Annotated in this window: 25 protein-coding genes and 1 pseudogene; 12 read left to right on the plus strand and 14 right to left on the minus strand. The window is 72.1% G+C overall.

Annotated features, from left to right (window positions below; genetic code table 11):
• The first annotated feature begins 14 nt into the window (after positions 1-14).
• The gene (locus DXZ73_RS32265; RefSeq protein ID WP_116214501.1) at positions 15-1,808 is read left to right on the plus strand and encodes a S9 family peptidase; all 1,794 of its coding nucleotides are present in this window, start codon (positions 15-17) and stop codon (positions 1,806-1,808) included.
• A 262-nt stretch (positions 1,809-2,070) separates the two neighbouring features.
• Here the strand turns inward: DXZ73_RS32265 and DXZ73_RS32270 are convergent, their stop codons facing one another.
• Genes DXZ73_RS32270 through DXZ73_RS32280 form a run of 3 tightly spaced genes read right to left on the minus strand, consistent with a single transcriptional unit; the run spans position 2,071 to position 3,750 of the window.
• The gene (locus DXZ73_RS32270) at positions 2,071-2,754 is read right to left on the minus strand and encodes an RraA family protein (RefSeq protein ID WP_116214502.1); all 684 of its coding nucleotides are present in this window, start codon (positions 2,752-2,754) and stop codon (positions 2,071-2,073) included.
• 28 nt (positions 2,755-2,782) lie between these two features.
• Entirely contained in the window at positions 2,783-3,094 is a 312-nt protein-coding gene (locus tag DXZ73_RS32275; RefSeq protein WP_116214503.1) for an AzlD domain-containing protein, read from the minus strand.
• On the minus strand, positions 3,091-3,750 hold the full coding sequence (locus tag DXZ73_RS32280; protein ID WP_162890405.1) for an AzlC family ABC transporter permease: 660 nt from the start codon (positions 3,748-3,750) through the stop codon (positions 3,091-3,093). Before DXZ73_RS32280 ends, DXZ73_RS32275 begins: the two co-directional genes overlap by 4 nt.
• Before the next feature lie 210 nt (positions 3,751-3,960).
• On the opposite strand from DXZ73_RS32280, the gene DXZ73_RS32285 reads away from it, so the two are divergent.
• Positions 3,961-4,497, plus strand: coding sequence for a CGNR zinc finger domain-containing protein (locus DXZ73_RS32285; protein ID WP_162890406.1), 537 nt, complete (start codon positions 3,961-3,963; stop codon positions 4,495-4,497).
• A gap of 36 nt (positions 4,498-4,533) precedes the next feature.
• On the opposite strand, the gene DXZ73_RS39715 is transcribed toward DXZ73_RS32285, so the two are convergent.
• Both DXZ73_RS39715 and DXZ73_RS32295 read right to left on the minus strand, forming a co-directional pair.
• Positions 4,534-4,842 (minus strand): hypothetical protein, encoded by a 309-nt coding sequence (locus DXZ73_RS39715; RefSeq protein ID WP_338059163.1) that lies wholly within the window; start codon positions 4,840-4,842, stop codon positions 4,534-4,536.
• Positions 4,843-4,889: 47 nt separating this feature from the next.
• Positions 4,890-6,170 (minus strand): RNA-guided endonuclease InsQ/TnpB family protein, encoded by a 1,281-nt coding sequence (locus DXZ73_RS32295; RefSeq protein WP_116214506.1) that lies wholly within the window; start codon positions 6,168-6,170, stop codon positions 4,890-4,892.
• A gap of 13 nt (positions 6,171-6,183) precedes the next feature.
• Here DXZ73_RS32295 and tnpA point away from each other — a divergent pair.
• A pseudogene (tnpA, locus tag DXZ73_RS40680) lies at positions 6,184-6,618 on the plus strand (IS200/IS605 family transposase).
• Between the two features lie 34 nt (positions 6,619-6,652).
• Here the strand turns inward: tnpA and DXZ73_RS32305 are convergent.
• The 5 genes from DXZ73_RS32305 to DXZ73_RS32325 form a co-directional block, all read right to left on the minus strand.
• A complete protein-coding gene (locus tag DXZ73_RS32305) occupies positions 6,653-7,516 on the minus strand; it encodes a DUF2127 domain-containing protein (RefSeq protein WP_116214507.1) in 864 nt (287 codons plus the stop codon).
• A 36-nt stretch (positions 7,517-7,552) separates the two neighbouring features.
• Positions 7,553-8,710, minus strand: coding sequence for a magnesium and cobalt transport protein CorA (locus tag DXZ73_RS32310; protein ID WP_116214508.1), 1,158 nt, complete (start codon positions 8,708-8,710; stop codon positions 7,553-7,555).
• A 130-nt stretch (positions 8,711-8,840) separates the two neighbouring features.
• On the minus strand, positions 8,841-10,178 hold the full coding sequence (lysA, locus tag DXZ73_RS32315) for a diaminopimelate decarboxylase (RefSeq protein ID WP_116214509.1): 1,338 nt from the start codon (positions 10,176-10,178) through the stop codon (positions 8,841-8,843).
• A gap of 36 nt (positions 10,179-10,214) precedes the next feature.
• Positions 10,215-10,622: an SAV_915 family protein gene (locus DXZ73_RS32320; RefSeq protein WP_162890407.1), complete on the minus strand. Its 408-nt coding sequence runs from the start codon at positions 10,620-10,622 to the stop codon at positions 10,215-10,217.
• A gap of 193 nt (positions 10,623-10,815) precedes the next feature.
• On the minus strand, positions 10,816-11,655 hold the full coding sequence (locus DXZ73_RS32325; protein ID WP_116214510.1) for a helix-turn-helix transcriptional regulator: 840 nt from the start codon (positions 11,653-11,655) through the stop codon (positions 10,816-10,818).
• Between the two features lie 145 nt (positions 11,656-11,800).
• Here DXZ73_RS32325 and DXZ73_RS32330 point away from each other — a divergent pair, with 145 nt between their 5' ends.
• Together DXZ73_RS32330 and DXZ73_RS32335 are read left to right on the plus strand one after the other, a co-directional pair.
• Entirely contained in the window at positions 11,801-13,495 is a 1,695-nt protein-coding gene (locus tag DXZ73_RS32330) for an AMP-binding protein (RefSeq protein ID WP_275898599.1), read from the plus strand.
• A 38-nt stretch (positions 13,496-13,533) separates the two neighbouring features.
• Entirely contained in the window at positions 13,534-15,126 is a 1,593-nt protein-coding gene (locus tag DXZ73_RS32335; RefSeq protein ID WP_116216013.1) for an AMP-binding protein, read from the plus strand.
• Between the two features lie 142 nt (positions 15,127-15,268).
• On the opposite strand, the gene DXZ73_RS32340 is transcribed toward DXZ73_RS32335, so the two are convergent.
• The 4 genes from DXZ73_RS32340 to DXZ73_RS32355 form a co-directional block, all read right to left on the minus strand.
• Entirely contained in the window at positions 15,269-15,946 is a 678-nt protein-coding gene (locus tag DXZ73_RS32340) for a hypothetical protein (RefSeq protein ID WP_116214511.1), read from the minus strand.
• A 115-nt stretch (positions 15,947-16,061) separates the two neighbouring features.
• Positions 16,062-17,768, minus strand: coding sequence for a glyoxylate carboligase (gene gcl, locus DXZ73_RS32345; RefSeq protein ID WP_275898600.1), 1,707 nt, complete (start codon positions 17,766-17,768; stop codon positions 16,062-16,064).
• 14 nt (positions 17,769-17,782) lie between these two features.
• Positions 17,783-18,766 carry a 2-hydroxy-3-oxopropionate reductase gene (locus DXZ73_RS32350; RefSeq protein WP_425315884.1) on the minus strand — a complete coding sequence of 328 codons (984 nt, stop codon included), beginning with the start codon at positions 18,764-18,766 and terminating at the stop codon, positions 17,783-17,785.
• A complete protein-coding gene (locus DXZ73_RS32355) occupies positions 18,705-19,535 on the minus strand; it encodes a TIM barrel protein (protein WP_116216014.1) in 831 nt (276 codons plus the stop codon). Before DXZ73_RS32355 ends, DXZ73_RS32350 begins: the two co-directional genes overlap by 62 nt.
• A 110-nt stretch (positions 19,536-19,645) precedes the next feature.
• Between DXZ73_RS32355 and DXZ73_RS32360 the strand changes: the two genes are divergently transcribed.
• From DXZ73_RS32360 to DXZ73_RS32390, 7 genes are all read left to right on the plus strand, one after another.
• On the plus strand, positions 19,646-19,897 hold the full coding sequence (locus DXZ73_RS32360; protein ID WP_116216015.1) for a thiamine-binding protein: 252 nt from the start codon (positions 19,646-19,648) through the stop codon (positions 19,895-19,897).
• Positions 19,894-20,286 (plus strand): helix-turn-helix domain-containing protein, encoded by a 393-nt coding sequence (locus DXZ73_RS32365; RefSeq protein ID WP_240351591.1) that lies wholly within the window; start codon positions 19,894-19,896, stop codon positions 20,284-20,286. Before DXZ73_RS32360 ends, DXZ73_RS32365 begins: the two co-directional genes overlap by 4 nt.
• Before the next feature lie 100 nt (positions 20,287-20,386).
• Positions 20,387-20,941 carry a 2-oxo-4-hydroxy-4-carboxy-5-ureidoimidazoline decarboxylase gene (gene uraD, locus DXZ73_RS32370; RefSeq protein WP_116214514.1) on the plus strand — a complete coding sequence of 185 codons (555 nt, stop codon included), beginning with the start codon at positions 20,387-20,389 and terminating at the stop codon, positions 20,939-20,941.
• Complete coding sequence (uraH, locus tag DXZ73_RS32375) at positions 20,938-21,300, plus strand: hydroxyisourate hydrolase (RefSeq protein ID WP_116214515.1); 363 nt, start codon at positions 20,938-20,940, stop codon at positions 21,298-21,300. Before uraD ends, uraH begins: the two co-directional genes overlap by 4 nt.
• 8 nt (positions 21,301-21,308) lie before the next feature.
• Complete coding sequence (gene pucL, locus DXZ73_RS32380) at positions 21,309-22,205, plus strand: factor-independent urate hydroxylase (protein WP_116214516.1); 897 nt, start codon at positions 21,309-21,311, stop codon at positions 22,203-22,205.
• 20 nt (positions 22,206-22,225) lie between these two features.
• Entirely contained in the window at positions 22,226-23,623 is a 1,398-nt protein-coding gene (locus DXZ73_RS32385; protein WP_116214517.1) for an 8-oxoguanine deaminase, read from the plus strand.
• Between the two features lie 241 nt (positions 23,624-23,864).
• A complete protein-coding gene (locus DXZ73_RS32390; protein ID WP_116214518.1) occupies positions 23,865-25,280 on the plus strand; it encodes a nucleobase:cation symporter-2 family protein in 1,416 nt (471 codons plus the stop codon).
• Positions 25,281-25,300 lie beyond the last annotated feature (20 nt).

A 25,300-nucleotide genomic window follows, 5' to 3' on the forward strand; every position in this document is an offset into this window, starting at 1 on the left:
GGAGAACCACAGCGATGACCGCGCCCGTGCCGCACACCGCGGACACCCCCCGCTGGGAGCAGCGCTTCCGCGCGCCCCGCTACACCCTGCCCGCGTGGGCCAAGAGCGCGCCGCAGCGCTGCGCCTTCGTCAGCGACCTGTCCGGCATCGCCCAGGTGTACTGCTGGGACCGTACGGCCGGGAGCATCCGGCAGGTCACCGACCGGCCCTCGGGCACCCAGAGTTGCGCCATCGAGGCGTCCGGGCGGGCGGTGTGGTGGTTCGCCGACGCCGGCGGCGACGAGTACGGACAGTGGATGCGGCAGCCCTTCGAAGGCGGCCCCGACACCCCGGCGGCCCCCTCCACCGGCCTCTACTGGCCGTCCGGCCTGGCCGTCGGGCTGGAGGACCACGCCCTGCTCGGCTGCTCGACCGAGGACGGCGCCACCGTCCACCTGGTGCTGCCCGGCGGCGCCACCCGCCTGCTCTACCGGCACGAGGAACCCGCCTACGCCGTCGACCTGTCCCGGTCGCTGGACCTCGCGGTGATCGCCCACAGCGAGCGCGGCGACCTGTGGGACCTGGGCGTCCGCGTCCTTGGCACCGACGGCTCCACGGTCGCCGACCTCGCCGACGACGAGGGCGGGCTGGAGGCCGTGGGCTTCTCGCCGGTCCGCGGCGACGCCCGGCTGCTGCTCCAGCACCAGCGGGACGACCGCTGGGAACCGGTGGTCTTCGACCCGCGCACCGGCGAGCGCACGGAGATCGGCCTCGGGCTGCCAGGCGACGTGACCGTCGAGTGGTTCCAGGACGCCCGCTCCCTGCTGGTGGTCCACGACCACGAGGCCCGGTCCACGGCCTACCGCTACGACCTGCGGGGCGGTGAGCTCACCCGCCTCGACACCCCGCCGGGGACGATCGAGCACGCCCGCACCCGCCCCGACGGCGACGCCTGGCTGCTGTGGTCGAGCTCCTCCCGGCCACCGGCCTTCCGCGGGCTGCTCGACGACCCGAAGTTCCCCGCCTCGCGGCAGGTGCCGCCGCTGACCGCCGAGGCGCGCGACCTGTGGGTGGACGGCCCCGGCGGCCGGATCCACGCCCTGCTCAGCACCCCGGGCACCGGCGAGGGGCCGTACCCGACGGTCTTCCTGCTGCACGGCGGGCCCGACGACCAGGACCAGGACGCCTTCGACCCGACGGTGGCCGCCTGGGTCGACCACGGCTTCGCGGTCGTCCGGGTCAACTACCGCGGCTCGACCGGCTACGGGCAGGCCTGGACCGAGGCGCTGCGCGCCCGGGTGGGGCTGACCGAGCTGGAGGACGTCGCCGCCGTGCGGCGCTGGACCGTGGAGCACGGCATCGCCGACCCGCGCCGGCTGGTGTTGTCCGGCTGGTCCTGGGGCGGCTATCTGACGCTGCTGGCCCTGGGCACACAGCCGGACGACTGGGCGCTGGGGCTCGCCGGGGCGCCGGTGGCCGACTGCGCCGACGCCCACCGGCAGGCGATGGAGGAGATCAAGGCGCTGGACCGCAGCCTCTTCGGGGGCTCGCCCGAGGAGGTGCCCGAGCGCTACCGCGAGGCCTCGCCCGTCACCTACGTCGACGCCGTCCGCGCCCCGGTGCTCATCTGCGCCGGGACCAACGACGCCCGCTGCCCCGTCGACCAGGCCCGCGCCTACGCCGAGCGGCTCGCCGAGCGAGGGGTGCCCCATCAGTTCCACTGCTACGACGCCGGGCACAGCGTCACCGACGTCGCGGAGCGGGTGGCGCTCTTCCGGCGCCAACTCGCCTTCGTACGCGACCATCTGACGGATCCTCCCTCCTGCTGAGGCCTTCGGCGGGTACGGGCGGTCCCGGGCCGTGGGTCCTGGGCCGACCTCCGGCGGCGGGGGTCCACCGAAGGCCGGGCCGGGGCCCACGGCCCCTTCCCGGAACGGCCCCTCCCCGGAAGAACCAAGGAAAGGACGTTCCTGTGCTGATCTCCGTGCTGTCGGGTCCCGGCGGGAGCGGGTTGTGCCCGCGGGACGAGACCGTGCTGTGCCCTCCCCGGCGCGGGCGCCGGACGCCGCCGCTCAGGGGAGGGGGCGGCTCCTACTCCAACGCCCCGTTCACCTGGGCCAGATGGGAGCGGAACGTATAACCCGGATCCGTGCGGCGCCGGTCGAGGAAGCGGCTCCACTGGAGCTGCTCCCGCAGGCCGACGCCGCCCAGTGCCATGTCGGCCTGGATCCGCTCGGCGCGGACGATCTTCTCGGCGACGGCCAGCACATCCTCCCGCAGGGCCGCGGGCACGGCCACGACGCCGTCCGCGTCGGCCACCACGGTGTCGCCGTCCCGCCCCTCGAAGAGGGACGTGCCCGCGCCCGAGCCCTCGGGGCGGGGATGGGGCGAGGCCGGGCACGGCCCGAGGCTGAACACCGGCAGGCCGATGGCGGCGAGTTCGTCGGTGTCGCGGTGGCAGCCCCACAGGATCAGGCCCGCGGCACCGGCCAGCCGGGACTCGATCGCGACGAGGTCACCCGCGCACGCCTCGTCCGTACGGCCGCCGTTGTCGATCAGCAGCACCTCGCCCGGCACGGTGCGGTCCAGCCCTTCGAGGATCGACGCCACCCCGTCCGTGTGCGCGATCCGGCGCAGCGGGCCGGAGCAGCGCATGCCGGCGACGGCGGGGGACAGGGGGCGGGGCGGGAGGCCGAGGGGCGCCTCCAGGCGGGCGGCGGCGTCCCACAGCGCCGCCGTGGGCCACATCGGGTGCTCGTCGGTGCTGCTGACCATGGGATTCTCCTGGGGGGTGAGAGGGCCGTCAGCCGACGGCCAGGCGGGTCAGGGCGGTCGCCGCGGCTCCGAGCACGACGACGAGCAGGGTCGGCCACTTCCGCCAGATGCCGAAGGCGCCCACCAGGAGCCCGGCCACGCGGGCGTCGAGGACCAACGCCTTGCCGTCGCCGAACATCTGAGTGGCGATCAGGGCGGCCAGCAGGGTCGGGGCCATCAGGGTCACCACCCGCTGCATGGCGGCGGGCAGCTCCTCGCCGCCCAGCAGCACCGGGCCCGTCGCCTTCAACGCCATCGAGACGGCGCCCACCAGCAGCACCGCGAGCCACAGTCCGCTCATCGCTTCCTCAACCCCAGCAGACAGGCGGCGGTGGCCGCGATCAATGGGACGCCGGGCGACGCGAAGGGCACCAGGGTCAGGGCGATCGCGACCCCCAGGACGGCGGCCACCAGCGCCTTCCTGCTGGTGATCTGCCCCTTGAGCAGGGCCATGAAGAGCACGGGGGAGACCACGTCGAGGCCGAAGCGCTCCGGGTCGCCGAGATAGTGCGCGCCCAGCAGCCCGACCGCGGTGCCGCCGACCCAGGCGCAGTAGACCAGGACACCCGCGCCGAGCAGCCGCCCCCGGGAGTAACGGCCGCCTCCGATGTGGCCCACGGCCCACGACTCGTCGACCACCAACTGGGCCGACAGGAACCGCTTGAGCACCCCGCCCGTCATCGCCGGGGCCACGCTGATGCCGATGGGCAGATAGCGCGAGTTCAGCAGGACGGCCGCCACGATCGCCGCCGCGATGCCACCGCCCGTGCCCAGCACCGAAGCGGCCGCGAACTGCGCGGAGCCCGCGAAGGTCGTCACCGACATCACCAGCGGCGCCAGCACCCCCATGCCCGCGGCGCGGGCGACCACGCCGAACGACACGGCGAACCCGAAGACCGCCACGGCCAGCGGCACCGCGGCCCGCAGCCCCTGCACCGCTTCCTCCCGGAATCCCACCGAGGGAGAATGTGTTCCCCCGTCAGGGACCGCGTCGGAAACAGGAGAGCCGGAGGTGGCCGGGTTGGGTAATTCCTTTTGTGAATCCATCGAGCCCTCTGCTTCGGAGCGGGCAAACAGGGTGCGGTGCGCGACAGCCGCGTGCGCGCCGCCGACAGACAGCCATAGTACGGAGTCATGGTGAGGTTTACTAGTTACTCGGAGCCTTCGGTGACGCTGGCTGAAGACCTGGTCAACACCTACAACATCGTGCGAAATATCGAAAAAATGCCGGAAGTTGACGGGCTGTCCGCTCTCTTCGCCCAGCACGGCATGCCCCTCGCCGCCGAGCTCTCCGAGGCCGACCTCGCCGCCGCCCACCGGCTGCGCCCCGTACTGCGCGAGGTCTTCGGCGCCCCCGACGAGGCCACCGCGGTCGCCCTGCTCAACCGCGTGCTCGCCGACCACCGCGCCGTCCCGCACTACACCGACCACGACGGCACCTGGCACCTCCACGTCGCGGCCCCCGACGCCTCACCCGTCGACCGCTACGCCGCCGACGCCGCCATGGCCCTGCTGGGCGTCATCACCACCGGCGGGATGGACCGCCTCCACGTCTGCGTCGGCAACCGCTGCGCCGAGGTCTTCGTCGACACCTCCCGCAACCAGTCCCGCCGCTACTGCTCCCCCCTCATCTGCGGCAACCGCGCCCACGCCGCCGCCCACCGGGCCCGGCGCAAGGCGGAAGCGGTGCCCCAGGGCGGCTGACGATCAGCCCGGCGACCGCCGGTGAGGCACCGGCCGTCAGGGCGTACTCCTCGTCCGCGAGGGCTGAGGGTCGTGACGAGGATGATCGCGCCGGCCGCAACCTTGCCCAGCCCGCCGTCGGAGCGGGACTGGGACAGACAAGTCGTCGAGCGACGCGCCGAGCGGCCGGGGCGCGACGTAGGTGATCCAGAAGGCCACGACCGTGTCGAGCCGGAACTTGAAGTGCGCGACGGCCGCGGCGGCGATCACCGCACCGAAGAGGGGCGCCGACACCGGATAGCCGGGGTTCAGTTGCTCCCCTGTGAGATCACCCGCCGCGGTGCCCAGGGCGAAGGTGAAGAGGATGGCCGACCATTGAAGTGCTCTCTCGGATGAATCCGGGAGATTCCTGCCTACCTTGCGATGGCGGGCTTGACGCGGCGTGCGCGCCTTGCGACTGCCCTTCCGGCAGCCGGGATGAGCGCGAGGCCCATCCGGTACAGGTGCAGGACGTTCCGGGCAGCGTTGTGGTCGGCGTTGCCCGACCAGCCGCAGTCCGGGTTCTTGCACACGAACACGGCCTGGCTCTCCCGGCTGCCCGGCGTGATGACACCGCACACCGAGCAGCGCTGGGAGGTACCGGGAGCGGGGACCTTGACCAGGGTGCCGCCGCGCCGGGCAAGCTTGTAGCCGAGCATCACGACCATGCGGCCCCACGCTTCAGCGTGGATGGACCGGTTGAGGCCGGACTTCTGGGCGACGTTCTTCCCTGGCCGGTCCACCGTTCCTCTGGAGGATCTGACCATGTTCGTGACCCGCAATGCTTCCACCACCACGGTGCTGTAGGTGTCGGCGATACGGGTGGTGGTCTTGTGCTGCCAGTCCAGGTGCCTGCGCTTGGCTTTCGCGCGAAGCGCCTGGATCTGGTCATAGGTGCGGTGCAGGCGGCGGCTCGTGCGTTCGCCGGGTTTGCGGTGCTGTTTGCGCCGGGCAGCCCGCTGTTCCAAGCGCAGGAGTTTTTCCTGTTCCCTTGCGGTCAGCCACTCGCCGTGAGTCCTGGTGCTGCCGTCCGAGAGGGCGATGGGCACAGCGACACCCACATCGATGCCGACCTCGGGACCGCTGTGCGGCCCCGGTTGGGGTTCCACGGTCTGGACGCGGAAGGCGATGTGCCAGCCAAGCGCGTCCTTGACCAGCCGCGCACCGGTGATCCGAGTGTCCGCATCGGCCCGCTTGCCCACCGGCAGATCTTTGGTCCAGCGGAAGCGGGCACGGCCCACCTTGGGAATATTGGCCATGCCCCATCTGCGGTGCACGCGGACGATGTTCAGATCACGGCCCTGCGGAATGTCCACCGACATCACCGACCGGACACGGGACTTGAAGCCGGGTGCCTCCGCCCGGCCTTCCCAGCAGTTGACCCACGCCCGGTAGTACGTCTTCAGTACCGCCTGGGCCGCTTGTGCGGGAAGCGCGGCAAGGAAACCGATGTCCTTGCGGGCCTGGCGGATCGCGGCATCCGCGTTCGCTAGAGTCCGCTTCTCCTTCGGCATCATCCGCCACCACGCGTGCAGAAGATTCCACAGCGTACGAGCAGCATGCGCCTGCTCATCAGCCTTGCACGCCTCGGCAGGGCGCAGCGCCAGCCGGGCACGGTGCCCGAACTGCCGCTTCTCCAAACCGAGTTCAATCACGAAAGCAATCCTACTGTTAGCCTGCGGCGTCACAGCGAAAACCCGATCCCGGCTACCGGCCGACCATCACGTCGTCTATAATCCGCGCATTCACTTGGCATTCGACATCGAGCTTCGACGCACCGCATCACTGCACGGCACTGATGCGTCGCGAAGATACCCAGCGCGAGGTCTGCGCAGGCTTCGAGCGCAGCTGCGTGAGTTCAACGGCGAGTAGGACCACGTCCACCTGCTCGTGCACTACCCGCCCAAAGTCGCCCTGCCCCGGCTGCTCAACTCCCTCAAGGGAGTCTCATCCCGACGACTGTGCCAGGAGTACGACAGTCACGTCCGCCAGCGCTTGTGGGACGGCCGCTTCTGGTTGGTCTCCTACTTCGCAGGGTCCTGCGGCGACGCTCCACTCACCGCCGTCCACCAGTACATCGAGTGGCAACAACACTCGCTTTGACTTGTGAGTTGGAGCACTTCTCAGAACGGTCCGCTCAGCGGGCGTGCGGCCGGGCGGGGCGCGGGCCGGGGTAGACGCGTTCAAGCGCGTGCCAGCCGGTGTCGTGCGCGCGCACGGCCTCCTCAGCGCGGCCGCCGCCCCGCAGGCCGAACAGCCGCTTGGCGAAGAGGAGGTAGACCACGACCGCGAGGTTGATCACCAGGGTGAGGATCTTGGTCGCGCTGATGTGCCCGGTGAGTTCGTAGACCTCGGGCACGAGCAGCACCGTGGTCGCGACGAAGGTGAGGTACTCCGCCCACCGCCGGGCCCGCCACAGCCCGACCGCCTCGACGCCTTCGAGGACGGCATAGACCGCGATCACCAGCCCGATGAGCCACAGCGTGGAGGTGTGCGCCTTGAACGCCTTGTCGAGCTCGCCGAGCAGACCGTGCCCGGACCGGCCGCTGGGGCCGCCCACACCGTTCTGCAGGGCGTCCACGACGCGGTAGAACGGATCCTTGAGCCGGGCGCGCTCCCCGGCGAAGACGAACACGGCGACGGCCAGCACGGCGAGCACCACGAAGTGCACCATCCGGTCGACGGCGATCAGCTGCAGGACGTACCGGTCCCGCAACGGCCTGCCCCGCAGCGGCAGTTCGATCGCCTCACGGTCCGGAGGCGTCTCGCTGCCGGGGCTCTCCGGCGGCGGGAGCGGCAGCCAGGCGTCGCAGCGCAGACAGCGGTGCCAGCGCACCCCGTCGGCCTCCCGCACGAACAGCGCGTCGCCGGGCCGCACCCGCGCGGCGTCGGTGCCCACCAGACGATGCCCGTGCAGCCCGCACTCGATCAGCTCGTACCAAAGCTTCCGCTTCCGCCGCCGCACACCGGGTGCATGCACCGTCTCCGGCTCGTCCGCCACTGCTCCTCCTCGGTACGGGCGCTGACGAGCCTGGTGTCACAGCCAGTCCCGCCGCTTGAAGATGAAGTACAGACTCACACACACCACGGCCATCAGGGCGATCGCGAACGGGTAGCCGAACGCCCAGTGCAGTTCGGGCATCGCCTGGAAGTTCATGCCGTAGATGGTGCCGACCAGCGTAGGGGCGAAGAGGATCGCCGCCCAAGACGAGATCTTCTTGATCTCCTCGTTCTGCTCGAAGCCCGCCTCGGCCAGGGCGCGCATCTCCGCGTTCTGCTGCTGGGTGACGAGGGTCGCGTTGACGGCGAGGATGTCGGCGAGGGCGGAGCGGAAGCCGTCGACGCGTTCGCTGGTGTGGGTGACGTGGTCGGCCACGTCGCGGAGGTAGCGCTGGAGCTCGTCGTCGGTGCCGTATTTCGCGAAGCCCGCCATGAGGTTGTGCAGCATGCCCACCAGGGGGCGGGTGGCGCGCTGGAACTCCACCATCTCGCGGGCGAGTTCGTAGATGCGCCGGGAGACCTCGGGGTCGCCGCTGAAGACCTCGGTCTCGATCTCGTCGATGTCGTTCTGCACGCCCGAGACCACGGGGGCGTAGCCGTCGACGACCGCGTCGAGGATCGCGTAGAGGACGGCCTCGGGGCCCAGGGCCAGCAGCTCGGGGGCGGCCTCCATGCGGTTGCGCACCGCGGAGAGGTCGGGGGCCGCGCCGTGCCCGACCGTGATCACGAAGTCGGGGCCGACGAAGATGTGCAGCTCGCCGAAGTCGACCTCCTCGGGGGCGTCCAGGTAGCGGGCGGCCCGCAGCACCACGAAGAGGGTGTCGCCGTAGCGCTCCAGCTTGGGGCGCTGATGGGCCTCCAGCGCGTCCTCGACGGCCAGTTGGTGGAGGTCGAACTCGTCGGCCAGCGAGAGGAGTTCGCTCTCCGAGGGCCGGTCGAGGCCGATCCAGGCCATCCCCTGCGGCTGCTCCCGCAGCCGCCGGTAGGTGTCGGCCAGCGAGGCGGGCGTGGCGACGCGGTGGCCGTCGCGGTAGACGGCGGCGTGGACGACGCTCGTGTCGGCGGTGCCGGAGCCGCTGCCGGGAGCATCCGCGGGGGCCGGGCGCCCGGAGCCGTTCGTGCGCGTCGCCGTCGGCCGCAGCCAGGAGTGTTTCTTCGGCGTGGGCCGTTCGCGGCGCGGAGGGTTCTCGGGCATGGGGCGCTCTCCCTCTCGCTCGTTCTGGACCGCGCAACAGGATATACGGGCCAAAAGAAACGTTCGGGGCAGGTGGGGCCGATGGGGCGCGCTCCCTCGTGCGTACCGCCCCGCTCGTCATTCCCCCATGTCATTCCCCCACGTCGCGGCTGCGCAGATCCTCCAGCGTCTCCCGGCGTACGAGCAGCCGCGCGCGCCCCTCGGACACGGCCACGACGGGCGGCCTGCCGACGAGGTTGTACGCCGAGGCCATCGACACCTGGTACGCCCCGGCCGCCGGCACGGCCAGCACGTCGCCGGGCCGGATGTCACCGGGCAGCGCCACGTCCTCCGCGAGGACGTCACCGGCCTCGCAGTGCCGCCCCACCACGGTCGCGGACCGTGCGGGCGCGGCCGACGCCCGGCCCACCAGCCGCACCGTGTACCGCACGCCGTACAGCGCGGGCCGAGGGTTGTCGCTCATCCCGCCGTCCACGGCGACGAACGTGCGCCCGCCGGTCGACTTGACCGCCAGGACGCGGTACAGCGCCACGCCCGCGGGCCCCGCTATCCAGCGCCCCGGCTCCACCGTCAGTCTGGGCACCGGCAGGCCGAACCGGGCGCACTGCAGGGCCAGTTCGCCGGTCACCCGGGTCGCGTACAGGCTCGGGTCGAGGACCGGGTCGCCCTCCCGGTAGGCGATGGCGAAGCCGCCGCCGAGGTCCAGCTCCGGGAACGTCACCGCGTGCCGGTCGCGGAGCTCCGCGAGCAGCGCGACGAGCTTGCGGACCGCGGTGACGTACGGCCCGAGACCGGCGATCTGGGAGCCCAGGTGACAGTGCAGCCCGACGAGTTCGAGCCGCGGCTGCCCCAGGATCCGCGCCACCGCGTCCTCGGCCTCCCCGCCCGCGATCGGCAGCCCGAACTTCTGCCCCTCCACCCCCGTGCGCACGGCCGAGTGCGCCCCCGCCGCGATGCCCGGCACGACCCGCAGCAGCACCCGCTGGCGGGCGCCGGGGGGCATCTGCGCGGCGAGCGAGGCGATCTCGCCGGTGCTGTCGATGACGATCCGTCCCACGCCCAGGCGCAGCGCGTCCCGCAGGTCGGCCGGGCTCTTGGCGTTGCCGTGCAGCACGATCCGCTCGGCGGGGAAGCCGGAGAGCGCGGCGAGCTCCAGCTCACCGGCGGAGCAGACGTCCAGGCTCAGCCCCTCCTCCTCGACCCAGCGGATCATCGCGCGGGAGAGGAACGCCTTGCCCGCGTACGCGATGTCCGCGTCCGGGAGCGCGGTGCGCCAGGCGCGGGCCCGGCCCCGCACCTCGGCCTCGTCGATGACGTACGAGGGGGTGCCGAAGCGGTCGGCGAGCTCGGCGAGCGACACGCCGCCGACGGCCAGGTCGCCGGTGCGCAGGGGCCGGGTGGAGGCGGGCCACAGGGGCGTGCCCGCGTAGGGGTGGGGAGGGGCGCATGTGGTGAGAGGGAGGGACACGGGAGCCTTCTTCGGTGCGGTGTGGGCGGGACGACCTCAGTCTCCGGACGGGCCCGGGCCTGTGTCCGGGAGCGCGGCGGGGTCCGTGGGGTGCGCCGACGGGGCCGTGAGCTGCGGGTCCACGGAGACGAGGCCCACCCCGAGGGGCGCGGCCAGGGCCCGCACGGCGGGCAGCGCCAGCCGGATGGAGGCCTGATCGGTCCCCAGAACGTCCGAAAGCCGCCGCTCCGTGGTGAAAGCGACGGCAGTGCGAGCGCCCAGCGGCGATCGGAAGACCCGGAGGGCGAAGCCGCTGGGGCAGCGCCGTACGGGGACGTACAGCGGCAGCGCCCTGGCGCTCGCGCCGACGGGCCGGGGTGGTTCGGAGGGCTCCCCGTCGTCGGCCTGCGGGTGCTCGACGGCCGCGACGGCGGCTGCTTCGGAGGGGGTACGGCTCAGGTGCATGACGGTCCTCGGAAAAGGTGTCGGTACGGCGGGGTGGTGCCGCCGCTCGTTCACGCTATGCCCGGGGCGCGGGCGGGGGAGCCGCTCATTGACAGCCTGTTGACCCTCCGTGCCGCTCCTTTGACGACCTGTTGACACGCTTGCGGCACGGGGTGTCTTCAGGGGCCCGCGCCGTCACCACGACCCGTGCCGGCTAGGGCAGGACCCCCGCCCGCCGGGCCGCCACCACCGCCTCCAGCCTCGTGTGCACACCCAACTTGCGCATGCCGGAGCGCAGATAGCTCTTCACCGTCTCCGGCCGGAGCCCCAGCCGCTCCGCGGCCGCCGCGTTCGTCGCGCCCGACGCCACGCACGCCAGCACGTCCACCTCGCGCGGTGACAGCTCGACGCGGACGCCTTCCACGGGCAGCGGGTGCGCGGCGGAGGCCCGCGCCAGCCGTCCGCACGCGGCGAGGAGCTCCTGCCGCAGCTCGGGGTCCTGGACCCGCTGGGCCAGCGCGCGCAGCGACCCGTGGGCCTCGCGGACCTCCTCCCACATCGCGGGGCCGTCGCTCGTCGGCCGGTGGGCGACGGAGAGCAGCCGGTGCATCTCGTCGCGCACGGCGAGCGTCTGCTCCAGCTCCCGCGCCGCGTCCACCGCGGCGGTCAGCGACCGGTCGCCGAGCGCGAGCGGCCGCCGGAGCGCGCCGTAGAGGACACCGCGCACCCGGCCCCGTACGACCACGGGCACGGCCATCACCGAACGCAGCCCCTCCGCGGCCACCGCCGCGTCGTACTCATGGCTGATGACGTGCGAGGACTGATAGTCGGTGACGGACAGCGGCCGGGTCAGGGCGGCCGCCTTGCCGCCCAGCCCGCTGCCCGTCCGGATGGCCAGCCCGCGCAGCGCGGACGTCGTCGTGCCGGTCATGTCCGATATTCGGAACTGCCGCGAACCCGACAACAGGCCCCCGAAGGCGACCGACAGTCCCGTACTCCTGCGCATCCGCAGCAGCGCGGCCCGTACCTCGGCCGCCCCGTCCGCATCTCCCATCACAGCCTCCCCATCCTGGGCACGAAGTCGGAATCTCCGTATCCGCGAAATGCGCCTACCCCCGTCCGGGGGTGGTGAGACTCAGATCACCGTCGCACGATGCTAACCAGCGGGCCGGTGACGTGACCCGTGAACTGGAGGACATATGACGCCCATGCAGCTGACGGACGCGGTGGAGGGCCCGGCGGGCGAGTTCCGCGCGGCGCGGGACTTCCTGCTCGCGCGGCGCACGGACTACACGGCCGCCCGCGAGGGGTTCCGCTGGCCGCGCCCGGCGGAGTTCAACTGGGCGCTGGACTGGTTCGACGCCATCGCCCGGGGCAACGACCGCACCGCGCTGTGGATCGTCGAGGAGGACGGCGGCGAGGCACGGCTGTCGTTCGACACCATGCGCCGCCGCTCCGACCAGGTCGCGAACTGGCTGCGGGAGAACGGCGTACGGGCCGGTGACCGCGTCGTGGTCATGCTCGGCAACCAGACCGAGCTGTGGGAGACCGCGCTGGCCGCGATGAAGCTGCGGGCCGTCGTCATCCCCGCCACCCCGCTGCTCGGCCCGGCCGACCTCGCCGACCGCATCGACCGCGGCCGGGCGGCCCATGTGCTCGTACGGGCCGAGGACACCGCCAAGTTCGCCGGCGTGCCCGGCGGCTACACCCGGATCGCGGTCGGCGGCGCGCCCGCCGGATGGCTCGCCTACGAGGACTCCGCGGTCGCCTCCGAGACCTTCACCCCCGACGGCCCGACCCGCGCGGACGACACGCTGCTGCTCTACTTCACCTCCGGCACCACCGCACGCCCCAAGCTCGTCGAGCACAGCCATGTGTCGTACCCCATCGGCCATCTGACGACCATGTACTGGATCGGGCTGCGCCCCGGCGACGTCCACCTCAACATCTCCTCGCCCGGCTGGGCCAAGCACGCCTGGTCCAACCTCTTCGCCCCGTGGAACGCCGAGGCCACCGTCTTCGTGCACAACTACACCCGCTTCGACCCGGCCCGGCTGATGGCGGAGATGGACCGCTGCGCGGTCACCAGCTTCTGCGCCCCGCCCACGGTCTGGCGGATGCTCATCCAGGCCGACCTGAGCGTGCTGCGCACGCCGCCGCGCGAGGTGGTCGCGGCGGGGGAGCCGCTCAACCCCGAGGTGATCGAGACCGTACGGCGGGCGTGGGGCGTCACCATCCGGGACGGTTTCGGGCAGACGGAGACCTCCGTCCAGGTCGCCAACCCGCCCGGGCAGGCGCTCAAGACCGGCTCCATGGGCCGTCCCAGCCCCGGCTTCGCGGTCGTCCTCCTCGACCCCGTCACCGGCCGCCCGGCCGACGAGGGCGAGATCGCCCTCGATCTGAGCGAGCGGCCCGTCGGCCTGATGACCGGATACGCGGGCGACCCGGAGCGCACGGCCGAGGCGATGGAGGGCGGCTACTACCGCACCGGGGACATCGGCGCCCGCGACGCCGACGGGTACATCACCTATGTGGGCCGCAGCGACGACGTGTTCAAGTCGAGCGACTACAAGGTGTCCCCCTTCGAGCTGGAGAGCGCGCTCCTCGAGCACGAGGCCGTCGCGGAGGCGGCCGTCGTCCCCGCCCCCGACCCGCTGCGGCTCGCCGTGCCCAAGGCCTACGTCGTGCTCGCCGAGGGCTGGGAGCCCGGCCCCGGCACCGCGAAGGCCCTCTTCGCGCACTCGCGGGCGACCCTCGCCCCGTACAAGCGCATCCGGCGGCTGGAGTTCGCCGAGCTGCCGAAGACCGTGTCCGGCAAGATCCGCCGCATCGAGCTGCGCGAGCGCACCGAGCGGGGCGGCGGAGACGAATACCGAGAGGAAGACCACCGGTGACCACACCCGCGTACGCGGCCGGCAGCACGTCCATCCCGATGATCGACGACACCATCGGCGCCGATCTGGCCTTCACCATCGAACGCTTCGGAGACCGCGAGGCGCTCGTCGACGTCCCCAGCGGCCGTCGCTGGACCTACGCGGAGTTCGGCCGGGCCGTCGAGGAGGTCGCGCTCGGGCTGCTGGCCAAGGGGGTGGCGAAGGGCGACCGGGTCGGGATCTGGGCGGTCAACTGCCCGGAGTGGGTGATGGTGCAGTACGCCGCCGCCCGGGTCGGCGCCATCATGGTCAACATCAACCCCGCCTACCGCGTCCACGAACTGGGCTTCGTGCTGCGGCAGGCCGGCATCGGCGTGCTCGTCGCCTCCGTCGAGCACAAGACCAGCGACTACCGCCGCATGGTCGAGCAGGTCCGCGCCGAGTGTCCGGCGCTGCGCGACGTCGTCTACATCGGCGACTCCACCTGGGACGGGCTCCTGGGGCTCGGCGAGCGGGTGCGGCCCGAGCTGCTCGCCGAGCGCGAGGCGCAGCTCAGCTGCTACGACCCGGTGAACATCCAGTACACCTCCGGCACCACGGGCTTCCCCAAGGGCGCCACGCTCTCCCACCACAGCATCCTCAACAACGGCTATTTCGTGGGGGAGCTGCTCGGCTACACCGAGACCGACCGGGTCGCCCTGCCGGTGCCCTTCTACCACTGCTTCGGCATGGTCATGGGCAATCTCGCCGTCACCACCCACGGCTCCTGCATCGTCATCCCGGCCCCCTCCTTCGACCCCGTCGCCACCCTGCACGCGGTCGAACGGGAACGCTGCACCTCGCTCTACGGCGTCCCCACCATGTTCATCGCCGAGCTGAACCTCCCCGATTTCGCCACCTACGACCTCTCCTCGCTGCGCACCGGCATCATGGCCGGTTCGCCGTGCCCGGAGGAGGTGATGAAGCGGGTCATGACGGAGATGCACATGTCCGAGGTGGCCATCTGCTACGGCATGACGGAGACCTCACCGGTGTCCACCCAGACCCGGGCGGACGACGAGGTGGAGCGCCGCACCGGGACCGTGGGCCGGGTCCTGCCGCACCTCCAGGTGAAGATCGTCGACCAGGCCGGCGGCGCCACGCTCGCGCGTGGCGAGGCCGGCGAGCTGTGCACCCGCGGCTATTCCGTGATGCTCGGCTACTGGGAGGAGCCCGAGCGCTCCGCCGAGGCCGTCGACGCCGACGGCTGGATGCACACCGGTGACCTCGCGGTGATGGACGAGGACGGGTACGTACGCATCGTCGGCCGCATCAAGGACATGATCATCAGGGGCGGGGAGAACGTCTACCCGAGGGAGATCGAGGAGTTCCTCTACTCCCACCCCAAGATCTCCGACGTACAGGTCATCGGGGTCCCGGACGAGAAGTACGGCGAGGAGGTCATGGCCTGTGTCGTCCTCCGCGACCCCGCCGCGACCCTCAGTCGCGACGAGCTCGCCCGCTTCTGCCGGGGCCGTCTCGCGCACTACAAGATCCCGCGCCATCTGTGGATCCTGGAGTCCTTCCCCATGACGGTCAGCGGCAAGGTCCGCAAGGTGGAGCTGAGGGAGCGGGCCACGACGAGCCTGCTGACCGCCGCCCGCGCGAGCTGAGGACGGCTGGAGGGGCCCGCGATCCCCCGTCCGCGTCGCGGGCCCGAGCCAAGTCTGTGCCCGGAGGCGGCCGATGTGCCATGCCGGGGCTCCGGTTCAGAGGAAGAATTGAGGTTGGGGGTGTGGGTCCGGGCCCGCGTGGTCAGGCCGGCCCCTGCTCGACCAGCTCGTCGGCGGGGCCGTTCAGGGGTTGCGGAGTGCCCGTCAGATCCATGACGAACAGGGGCAGTCTCAGCTCGTCGGCGCGCGAACGGGCGTCCCGCTCGTACCCCGCGAGGGAGAAGAACGCGCCGGTGGCGCAGTCCGTCAGGCCGTGCAGCCACAGGCACTCCACCGCCCGCAGCGACGTGGGCAGGGTGGTGGGGTCGACCCGGGCGACCAGGCCCTCGGCCCGCAGGTCGACCCCCGACTCGGCGGGGTCCCCTGGCCGGGTCACGGCCGTGAACCCCAGCCATGTCAGATACCGCTCGGCCGCCACGACCGCGTCCTCGGCGGTGCGGATGGCCACCGGGCGGAACGCGGGGCGCAGCGTCTGCGGCCTCCCCTCGGCCGGGCCGCGCGCGGGCTCGACGGGCAGCCGCACCACCGTGCCGCAGGAGCAGCCGAACTCCGGTCGTGGCCACTGGTCCTGACGGTCGCAGGCGGGGCAGCGGACCGCCACCCAGGAGTCGCGCCAGGTGCGGTGCACCAGTAACTCGGGTGTGGCGTCGGCGAGTACGGGCAGGGTGAGCGGGGCGCCGCACGCGCAGGGGAAGGTGGGCGGGGTGAAGGAGTGCTCCCGACGGCACGTCGGGCAGTGAACCGGCACGCTCTTGGCCATTTTCTCGGCTCCAGCAACGGGTCCGTAGGTGTGAGTACGGGCCCATCGTCCCCGATGTGCGGGCGTTGGGGGCGCGATTGCCGTCGTTGCCCGTGCGCCGGTGCGCGGGCCGTGCTCAGCAAGGGGCCTCGAACTCCCGGACGGAGTCGATGTCCGGACCGTGCGGCGTGTTCGCCTCGCGCTCGATGAAGATCTCCACCAGCACCGGACGCGACGTCGACACCGCCTCCTTGCGGGCCCACTCGACGGCCGCGCGGATGTCGCCGGGGTCCACGACGCGGCGGCCGGAACAGCCGTATGCCTCCATCAGCTTGACGTTGTCCGTGCCCGTCTCGTCGTAGTGGATGTCGACCTGGTAGTTCATGCCGTAGCCGAGCGACGCCTGCCGGATCAGGCCCAGGTACTCGTTGTTCAGCATGATCAGCACGAACGGGACGTCGTACTGCGCGGCGACCGCCAGCTCCTCGGCCATGTACTGGAAGCCGTAGTCGCCCACGATGCCGACGACCTCGGTGCCGCCCCTGCCCAGGCCCTGGAGCGCCTTCTTGACGCCGATCGCCGCCGGGATCTCCCAGCCCAGCGGGCCCGCCTGGCCGCACACCTGGTAGCGGCGCGGCAGATGGGACTTCTGGTGCTGGCCGCCCCAGATCTGGTAGAGGCCGATGGCGGTGACGAAATAGGTGTCGGGCCCGAAGATCTCGTTGATCTCCTTGTAGACCCGGGGCGCCTTGACCGGTGTGCTGGCGAAGTCCTCCCGGCGCACCAGCGTCCGCTTGAGCTCCCGGCAGCGCTCCACCCACGGCCGGATGGCGGGCCGCGCGCCGCGCGCCCGCGCCGCGTCCAGCAGGGCGGCGAGGAACAGCCCGGCGTCGGAGACGATGCCCAGGTCCGGCTCGAAGACCTTGCCCAGCTGGGTGGGTTCGATGTCCACATGGACGAACGTCCGGTCGCCGCGGTAGACGCCGAGGTCCGCGCCGGTGTGCCGGTCGCCGAAGCGGGCGCCGACGGCGAGCACGAAGTCCGCTTCCAGGAAAGAGGCGTTGGCGTACCGCTGCGAGGTCTGGATGCCGGTCGTGCCCATGTGCAGCTCGTGGTCGTCCTCGACGGCGCCCTTGCCCATCAGGGTGACCTGGAACGGCACCCGCAGGTATTCCACCAGCTCCCGCAGCGCGGCCGACGCCTCGGCGAGGATCACCCCGCCGCCCGCCAGCACCAGCGGCCGCTCGGCGGCCAGCAGCAGGTCGAGGGCGGCCTCGACGCGGGGCGGGTGCGGGGGGACGGCGGGGACCGGCAGCCGGGCGTCGAGCGCGGGGTCGTAACGGATCTCCCGCCGCGCGATGTCGAGCGGGATGTCGATCAGCACCGGCCCGGGGCGGCCCGCGCGCGCGACGCGGAACGCCTCCCGGAACGCCCAGGGGATCTGCGCGGCCTCCTTGATCTGCACGGCCCACTTGGTGACCGGCCGGACGATCTCCACGATGTCGACCGCCTGGAACGCCTCTTGGTGCAGCTTGGCCGACACGGCCTGCCCGGTGACGCACACCATGGGCACGGAGTCGGCGTGCGCGGTGTAGAGCCCGGTGACGAGGTTGGTGGCGCCCGGCCCCGAGGTGGCGAGGGCGACGCCGACGCGGCCGTTCGTACGGGCCCAGCCGTCGGCCATGTGCGTCGCGCCCTCCTCATGACGGACGATCAGATGCTCGATGCCGCCCACCGTTTCCATCGCCTTGTACAGCGGCAGGACCGCGGCCCCCGGGCAGCCGAACGCGATGTCGACGCCCTCGTCCTTCATGATCCGTACCGCCGCCTCCATGGCGGGCACGCGTGCGGCCCCTTTCACGAGGCCACCCCCGACAGCCGCTCGACGCCGCGCAGGAGCGCGGAGTGGTCCAGCCCGCCGTCGCCCTGCGCGCGCGCCGCGGCGACGAGGGTCGCGGCCACGGCGCCGAGCGGGAGGGCGGCCCCGACGGCGCGGGCCGCGTCGGTGACGATGCCCATGTCCTTGTGGTGCAGGTCGATGCGGAAGCCGGGCGCGAAGTCGTGGGAGAGGAAGTTGTGCCGCTTGCGCTCCAGCACGGCCGAACCGGCGAGCCCGCCCGCCAGTACGTCCAGCGCCGCGGTGAGATCCACGCCGGACTTCTCCAGGAAGACGACCGCCTCCGCGCAGACCTGGATGTTGACGGCGACGACCAGCTGGTTCGCGGCCTTCACGGTCTGCCCGGAGCCGTGCGCCCCGCAGTGCACGACCGTGGTGCCGAGCACATGGAACAGCGGCTCGGCCCGCTCGAAGTCGGCGCGCTCCCCGCCGACCATGACCGAGAGGACCCCTTCCACGGCACCGGCCTCACCGCCGGACACGGGCGCGTCGAGCATGCGAAGGCCCCGGGCGGCGGCGGCCCCGGCCAGGGCGACGGAGGTTCCGGGCGCGACGGTCGACATGTCGATCAGCAGCGTGCCGGGGCTCGCGTGGGCGAGGATGCCCTGGTCGCCGTGGGCGACGGCTTCGAGGTGCGGGTCGGCGGGGAGCATGGTGACGACGATGTCGGCGCCCCGCACCGCTTCCGCGACGGAACCGGCGGGCACCCCGCCGGCCGCGGCGAGCCGGTCGAGCTTGTGCTTCTCGAGGGTGTGGCCTGTGACGTGATACCCGGCCTTGAGCAGATTCTCGGCCATGGGGGATCCCATGACCCCGAGCCCTATCCAGGCGATCCGGGGAGTGGACATGAGGGTTCCTTTCGTTGTGGGTGTGCGGCCGCGTTCACCCTGCGGCGCGGTGGAAGTCCTGCAGCCAGCCGAAGGCGTCGGCGCCCGGCGCGGCATACTCCAGCCCCACCCAGCCCCCGTAACCCGCCTTCCCCAAGTGCCCGAGCAGGTCGGGGAAGTCGAGCGCCCCGGACCCCGGCGCCCCGCGCCCCGGAGCGTCCGCGATCTGGACGTGGCCCGTCACGGCGGCGCAGTCGTCGATGACGGCGTGCAGGTCCTCACCCCCCATCGCCAGGTGGTAGAGGTCCATCAGGAAGCGCGCGTTGCCCAGCCCGCTCGCCGCGTTCACGGCCCCGACCAGCTCGACCGCCCTCGCCGCGCCCGTGACGGGGTACAGCGGCGACTCCACCGCGTTGAGCGCCTCGATCAGCAGCACCGCCCCCACCCGGTCCGCCGCGTGCGCCGCGCGCACGAGGTTCTCCAGCGCCAGCGCGTCCTGCGTCCGCGCGTCGGCCCCCTGGACGCGGTTGCCGTAGAGGGCGTTGAGCGCCGTACACCCCACCGAGGCCGCGAAGCCGGCGGCGACGTCGAGGTTGGCGCGGAAGCGGTCGGACTCCGCGCCGGGGAGCGAGAGGGCGCCCCGGTCGGGGCCCGGCAGCCGCCCGGCGTAGAGGTTCAGGCCGACGAGCCGGGTGCCCGCGTCGGTCAACGCCCGCCGCAGAGCGTCGAGTTCACGCTGCTCCGGCGTGGGGTCGCCGGGCCAGGGCCACCACAGCTCGACCGCCGTGAACCCCGCCGCGGCAGCCGCCGCGGGTCGCTCCAGAAGGGGGAGCTCGGTGAAGAGGATCGACAGATTCACATCGAAGCGCAGCTCCGGAAGGCCCATGAGGGTCTCACCCATTTCCGTATTACGGAATTTGAATTCTGCTCAACGGAAGCGTGCCCGCGCTCCGAGAAGGCTGTCAAGGGGAGGGGCGGAGCTACCGTGTGCGCATGCTGCGATTGCGAGTGGAGTTCACGACCGAGCCCTTCGACCTCGACGAGGCCCCGCCCCACGCCGTGGCGGCGCGCGAGGCCGTCCAGGGCGCCGACCTGGACGCCGTCGACGTCGGCCCGTTCGGCACCACCGCCGAGGGCCGCGCCGAGGTGGTCCTCGCGGCGGTGGACGAGGTGCTGCGCACGTCGCTGCGCGCCGGTGCGACCCGGGTGTCCCTGCAGCTCAACGTGGTCGGGGAGGACGGCTCGTGACCGGCGCCGCCGACGAGACCTTCCGCGCCGCGGTCCGCCCGCTCGTCGACGCCATGGGCGGCGAGATGGTCGAGCCGGAACACGCGCGGGGCGACGACGTGCTGCTGTCGTGGGAGGGGCGCGCGGTCGTCGCCGTACGCCTGCCCCACCTGTCCGACTCGCTCGACCACATCCTGGCCGACCTGGAGCGACGGCACGGGATGCCGCTGTCCGAACTGGACCGCAGGACCAAGCAGTCGGTCGTGCGGGGCCTGGAGGCGCGCGGCGCCTTCTCCGTACGGCACGGGGTGGAGACCGTCGCCTCGGCGCTGGGTGTCAGCCGCTTCACCGTCTACAACTACCTCAACCGGGAGAACTCCGCCCGGGGCGGGGAACGCCGCGTGGATTAGCGGGTGGTGGAATTCAACAAACTGTTGACGCCGTGTTCTTCGAGGCGTTAGCTATGCGCAGCCCTTCCACGCCCATCGACAAGCGGCCACGGAGGCACCCGTGACTTCGAGTCCGACGCCGGGGCTCACCCGGCTCAACGCGGTGGCGGACAGCGCGGCCCGCGCCGCGCTCCGCGAGATCTGCACCAGCCGGACATGGGCGAGCGCGCTGCTCGCCCGCCGTCCCTTCCCCGACACCGCGGCTCTGTGCGCCGCCGGTGACGCCGCCGTCGCGGCTCTGACGGCGGCGGACCTCGCCGAGGCCATGGCCGGCCACCCGCCCATCGGGCGCCCCGCCCCGGGCGACCCGGCCTCCGCCCGCGAACAGCGGGGCATGGCGGGCGCGCCCGCCGACCTCAAGGCCCGCATGCTCGCGCACAACCTCGCCTACCAGGAGAAGTTCGGGCACGTCTTCCTGATCTGCGCCACCGGACTCACTGCAGAACAGCTGTACGACGCGATCCGTAACCGGATCGACAACACGCCGGAACGCGAGCGCGAGATCGTGCGCACAGAGCTCGGCAAGATCAACCGCATCCGGCTGACGCGGCTCGCCGAAGGGCCGCCGGAGGCGGTCGCGACGCCCGTGCCCGACGACGGAGGAGCACCACCATGAGCGGCGGCACGACCACCGTGACCGTGTCCACCCACATCCTGGACACCACCGCCGGCCGCCCCGCCCGGGGCGTCGCCGTCGAGCTGTCCGCCCGCGCGAAGAGCGACGCCCCGTGGGAGCCGGCCGGCACCTCGACGACCGACGCGGACGGCCGCTGCAAGGACTTCCCGGCGCTGCCCGCCGGCACCACCCAGGCACGGCTGCTCTTCGCCGTCGAGCCCTACCTTTCCCGTGAGCGAGCCGAGGGCGCAGCCTTCTTCCCGGAAGTGGCGATCGCCTTCGCGGTCGCGCCGGGCGAGCACTATCACGTACCGCTGCTGCTCAATCCGTTCGGCTACTCCGTATACCGAGGGAGCTAGCGACCGCCATGCCCATCCTTGGCCAGAACCAGTACGGCAAAGCCGAGTGCCGCGTCCTGAAGGTCACCCGCGACGGGTCCACCCACCACCTCAAGGACCTCAACGTCTCGGTGGCGCTCTCCGGAGACATGGAAGAGGTCCACCTCTCGGGCTCCAACTCCCGTGTCCTGACGACGGACGCCACCAAGAACACCGTGTTCGCCTTCGCCAAGGAACGCGGCATCGCCTCGGCCGAGGCGTTCGGGGTCCACCTGGCCCGGCACTTCGTCGTCAGCCAGCAGTCCGTCAGGACCGCGCGCATCAGGCTGGAGGAATACACCTGGGAGCGCATGGAGACCCCGGGGGAGGGCAGGCACTCCTTCGTCCGTACGAACCAGGAGACACGCACCGCGCAGGTCACCTTCGACGGCCACGCGTGGCAGGTGATCTCCGGGCTCAAGGACCTCGTCGTGCTCAACACCACCGACTCCGAGTTCCACGGCTACGTCAAGGACCGCTACACCACGCTCCGGGAGACCCATGACCGGATCCTCGCGACCCAGGTCCACGCCCGCTGGCGGCACGCCCGGTTCGACGACACGGTCAGATCCCCGGACTGGAACGGCAGTTACCGGGCCGCCCGGGGCCACCTGCTGACCGCGTTCGCCGACACGTACTCCTACTCCCTGCAGCAGACGCTCTTCCAGATGGGCTCACGGGTCATCGACCACCGCCCCGAGATCGACGAGATCCGCCTCTCGCTCCCCAACAAGCACCACTTCCTGGCGGATCTCGAACCGTTCGGCCTCACGAACGACAACGAGGTCTACTTCGCGGCCGACCGTCCGTACGGCCTCATCGAGGCCACCGTCCTGCGCGAGGGCGCCGAGCCCGCCGTACCGGTGGACCTGACGAACCTCCCGTGAACCGACAGCGAGGAATCACCGTGGCCGCACCCCCGCCGGCACCACGCACCCCCGACCGGATCGTCATCGAGAACTGCGCCGTCGCCACCGTCGACGCCCAGGACACCGAGCACCCGAGCGGCCACGTCGTCGTCGCCGGGAACAGGATCGAGTCCGTGGGCGCGGGGCCGGCGCCCGAGGGGCTCACCGGCGTCGTCCGCCGCGTCGACGGCACCGGTCACCTGCTCACCCCCGGCCTCGTCAACACCCACCACCACTTCTACCAGTGGCTCACCCGCGGCCTCGCCCAGAACTCCCCCCTCTTCGACTGGCTCGTCGCCCTCTACCCCATCTGGGCGCGGATCGACGAGGAGATGGTGTACGCCGCCGCGCGGGGCTCCCTCGCGATGATGGCCCGCGGCGGCGTCACCACCGCCATGGACCACCACTACGTCTTCCCCCGCGGCTCCGGCGACCTCCTCGGCGCCGAGATCCGGGCCGCCCGCGAGATGGGCGTGCGCTTCAGCCCCACCCGCGGCTCGATGGACCGCGGGCAGTCGGACGGCGGCCTGCCCCCGGACTTCGCGGTCGAGACCACCGAGGCCGCGCTGATCGCCACCGAGGAGGCCATCGACACCCACCACGACCCGTCCTTCGACTCGATGCTGCGGATCGGCGTCGCCCCCTGCTCACCCTTCTCCGTCTCCACCGAACTGCTGCGCGAGGCGGCCGTGCTGGCCCGCCGCAAGGGCGTGCGCCTGCACACCCACGGCTCGGAGACCGTCGAGGAGGAACAGTTCTGCAAGGAGCTGTTCGGCATGGGGCCCACCGACTACTTCGAGTCCACCGGCTGGCTCGGCGACGACGTCTGGATGGCCCACTGCATCCACATGGACGACACCGACATCGCCGCCTTCGCCCGCACCGGCACGGGCGTCGGCCACTGCCCCTCCTCCAACGCCCGGATCGCGGCCGGCACGGCCCGCGTCCCCGACCTGCTGCGGGCGGGCGTCCCCGTCGGCCTCGGCGTCGACGGCACCGCCTCCAACGAGTCGGGCGAGCTGCACACCGAACTGCGCAACGCCCTGCTCATCCACCGGCTCGCGGGCGGCGCGGCCGCCCTGAATGTGCGCCAGGTGCTGCGCCTGGGCACGTACGGCGGGGCACAAGTCCTCGGCCGGGCAGCGGAGATCGGCTCCCTGGAGCCGGGAAAGCTCGCCGACCTCGTGCTCTGGAAGCTCGACGGACTCGGCCACTCGACCATCGCCGACCCGGTCGCGGCCCTCGTGCTCGGCGCCGCCGCGCCCGTGACCCTGTGCCTGGTCGACGGGCGGGCGGTGGTCGAGGACGGGCGGCTCGTGACCGTCGACGAGGACGCCGTCGCGCGCGACGCCCGCGCCGCCTCCCGCCGCCTGGCGCGCATCGCGGCAGGGGACTGACCTCCGGGCCGGTGCCTTCCGGCCCGGCCCGACCGCTTTCGAGACTCGGCCGAGGGGGACGGCCCTCGGCCGGGCCCGTGGACCCGCCGGGCCCGCGGGCGGCGGACCGGGGCGCCCGCGCGACGGCGCCCCGGTCCGCCTTCCTTCCGGTGCCCGCCCACTGCCCACCACCTTCGCAACGCCGCCTCCCTGAAGCCGTGTCACATCATCGGCGACACGAAAACCGACAGGAGGAACCGCCGTGGCCACAGCGCCCAGGTTCACCGAGCGAAGCACCGCACCCGACGGTGACGACATCCACCCGGTGGACCGTCTGCTGCCGCCGGGGAAGCTGATAGCCGGCGGATTCCAGCACGTCGCCGCCAGTTACGCAGGCGTCGTCGCGCCGCCCCTCGTCCTGGGCGCGTACATCGGGCTCTCCCCGCTGGAGATCACCTTCCTGGTGGGCGCCGCGCTCTTCACGGCGGGCATCGCGACCCTGCTCCAGACGATCGGGTTCTGGAAGGTCGGGGCCCGGCTGCCGTTCGTCAACGGCGTCTCCTTCGCGGGCGTCGCCCCCATGCTGGCCGTCGCGGACGCCCAGCCGCACAAGCGGGACGCCCTCCCGGTCATCTACGGGGCCGTGATCGTGGCCGGGGTCCTCGGCTTCGTCCTGGCCCCCTACTTCTGCAAACTCATCCGCTTCTTCCCGCCCGTCGTCAGCGGCACCGTCATCACCCTGATAGGCATCACCCTGCTGCCGGTCGCCTTCGGCTGGATCCAGGGCGGGCATCCGGAACGGCCCGCCTCGCTCACCGACCTCGGCCTGGCCGGGGCGACGCTGGCCGTCGTCCTCGGGCTGCGCAGACTGCTCAAGGGCTTCCTCCAGCAGATCGCGATCCTGCTCGGCCTGGTCGTCGGCACCCTGATCGCGATCCCCGTCGGCGCCGTCGACTTCTCGCCCGCCGAGCACGCCCGGCTCGTCGGCTTCCCCAGCCCCTTCCACTTCGGCGCCCCGCACTTCGCGATCTCCGCGATCGTGAGCATGTGCGTGCTCATGCTGGTCTGCATGACCGAGAGCACCGCCGACATGCTCGCGCTCGGCGAGGTCGTCGGGCGTGCGGCCGACGAGAAGGTCATCGCGCGCGGCCTGCGCGCCGACACCCTCGGCACCGCCGTCAGCCCCCTCTTCAACGGCTTCGCCAACAGCGCCTTCGCCCAGAACATCGGCCTGGTCGCGATCACCCGGGTGCGCAGCCGCTTCGTCGTCGCGACGTGCGGGCTGATGTTCGTCCTCCTCGGGCTGAGCCCGGTCTTCGCCTCGCTCATCGCGGTCGTGCCCCGGCCGGTGCTCGGCGGCGCGGGCATCGTGCTCTTCGGCAGCGTGGCGGCGAGCGGGGTGAACGTCCTGCTCAAGGCGGGCCTGGACCGGGGTGACAACCTGCTGGTCGCGGCGACGTCGCTGGGCCTCGGCCTGATCCCCGTGGTCTCCCGGACGTTCTACGACAACACGGCGATCCCCTCGACCCTGAAGATCATCCTGGACTCGGGGGTCAGCGCGGGCTGTGTGACGGCGGTGGCCCTCAACCTGCTCTTCGGCGGGACCGGGGAGAAGAACCCCCCGGACACACCCGCCGTCAGCCACCCCCTCACCCCACCCTCGGAGCAAAATAGGTGAAACCCCTGCAAAGGAAGAGG

The organism is Streptoverticillium olivoreticuli subsp. olivoreticuli, assembly GCF_003391135.1.
Taxonomy (GTDB): domain Bacteria; phylum Actinomycetota; class Actinomycetes; order Streptomycetales; family Streptomycetaceae; genus Streptomyces; species Streptomyces blastmyceticus.

Coding starts and splice junctions, on each gene's coding strand:
- DXZ73_RS32265 (WP_116214501.1), top strand. CDS start 15: ATGACCGCGCCCGTGCCGCACACCGCGGACACCCCCCGCTGGGAGCAG.
- DXZ73_RS32270 (WP_116214502.1), bottom strand. CDS start 2,754: ATGGTCAGCAGCACCGACGAGCACCCGATGTGGCCCACGGCGGCGCTG.
- DXZ73_RS32275 (WP_116214503.1), bottom strand. CDS start 3,094: ATGAGCGGACTGTGGCTCGCGGTGCTGCTGGTGGGCGCCGTCTCGATG.
- DXZ73_RS32310 (WP_116214508.1), bottom strand. CDS start 8,710: ATGCCCGAGAACCCTCCGCGCCGCGAACGGCCCACGCCGAAGAAACAC.
- DXZ73_RS32320 (WP_162890407.1), bottom strand. CDS start 10,622: ATGCACCTGAGCCGTACCCCCTCCGAAGCAGCCGCCGTCGCGGCCGTC.
- DXZ73_RS32325 (WP_116214510.1), bottom strand. CDS start 11,655: ATGGGAGATGCGGACGGGGCGGCCGAGGTACGGGCCGCGCTGCTGCGG.
- DXZ73_RS32330 (WP_275898599.1), top strand. CDS start 11,801: ATGACGCCCATGCAGCTGACGGACGCGGTGGAGGGCCCGGCGGGCGAG.
- DXZ73_RS32335 (WP_116216013.1), top strand. CDS start 13,534: ATGATCGACGACACCATCGGCGCCGATCTGGCCTTCACCATCGAACGC.
- DXZ73_RS32340 (WP_116214511.1), bottom strand. CDS start 15,946: ATGGCCAAGAGCGTGCCGGTTCACTGCCCGACGTGCCGTCGGGAGCAC.
- DXZ73_RS32350 (WP_425315884.1), bottom strand. CDS start 18,766: ATGCCGCGCCGGGCGCCGACGCCTTCGGCTGGCTGCAGGACTTCCACC.
- DXZ73_RS32355 (WP_116216014.1), bottom strand. CDS start 19,535: ATGGGCCTTCCGGAGCTGCGCTTCGATGTGAATCTGTCGATCCTCTTC.
- uraH (WP_116214515.1), top strand. CDS start 20,938: ATGAGCGGCGGCACGACCACCGTGACCGTGTCCACCCACATCCTGGAC.
- pucL (WP_116214516.1), top strand. CDS start 21,309: ATGCCCATCCTTGGCCAGAACCAGTACGGCAAAGCCGAGTGCCGCGTC.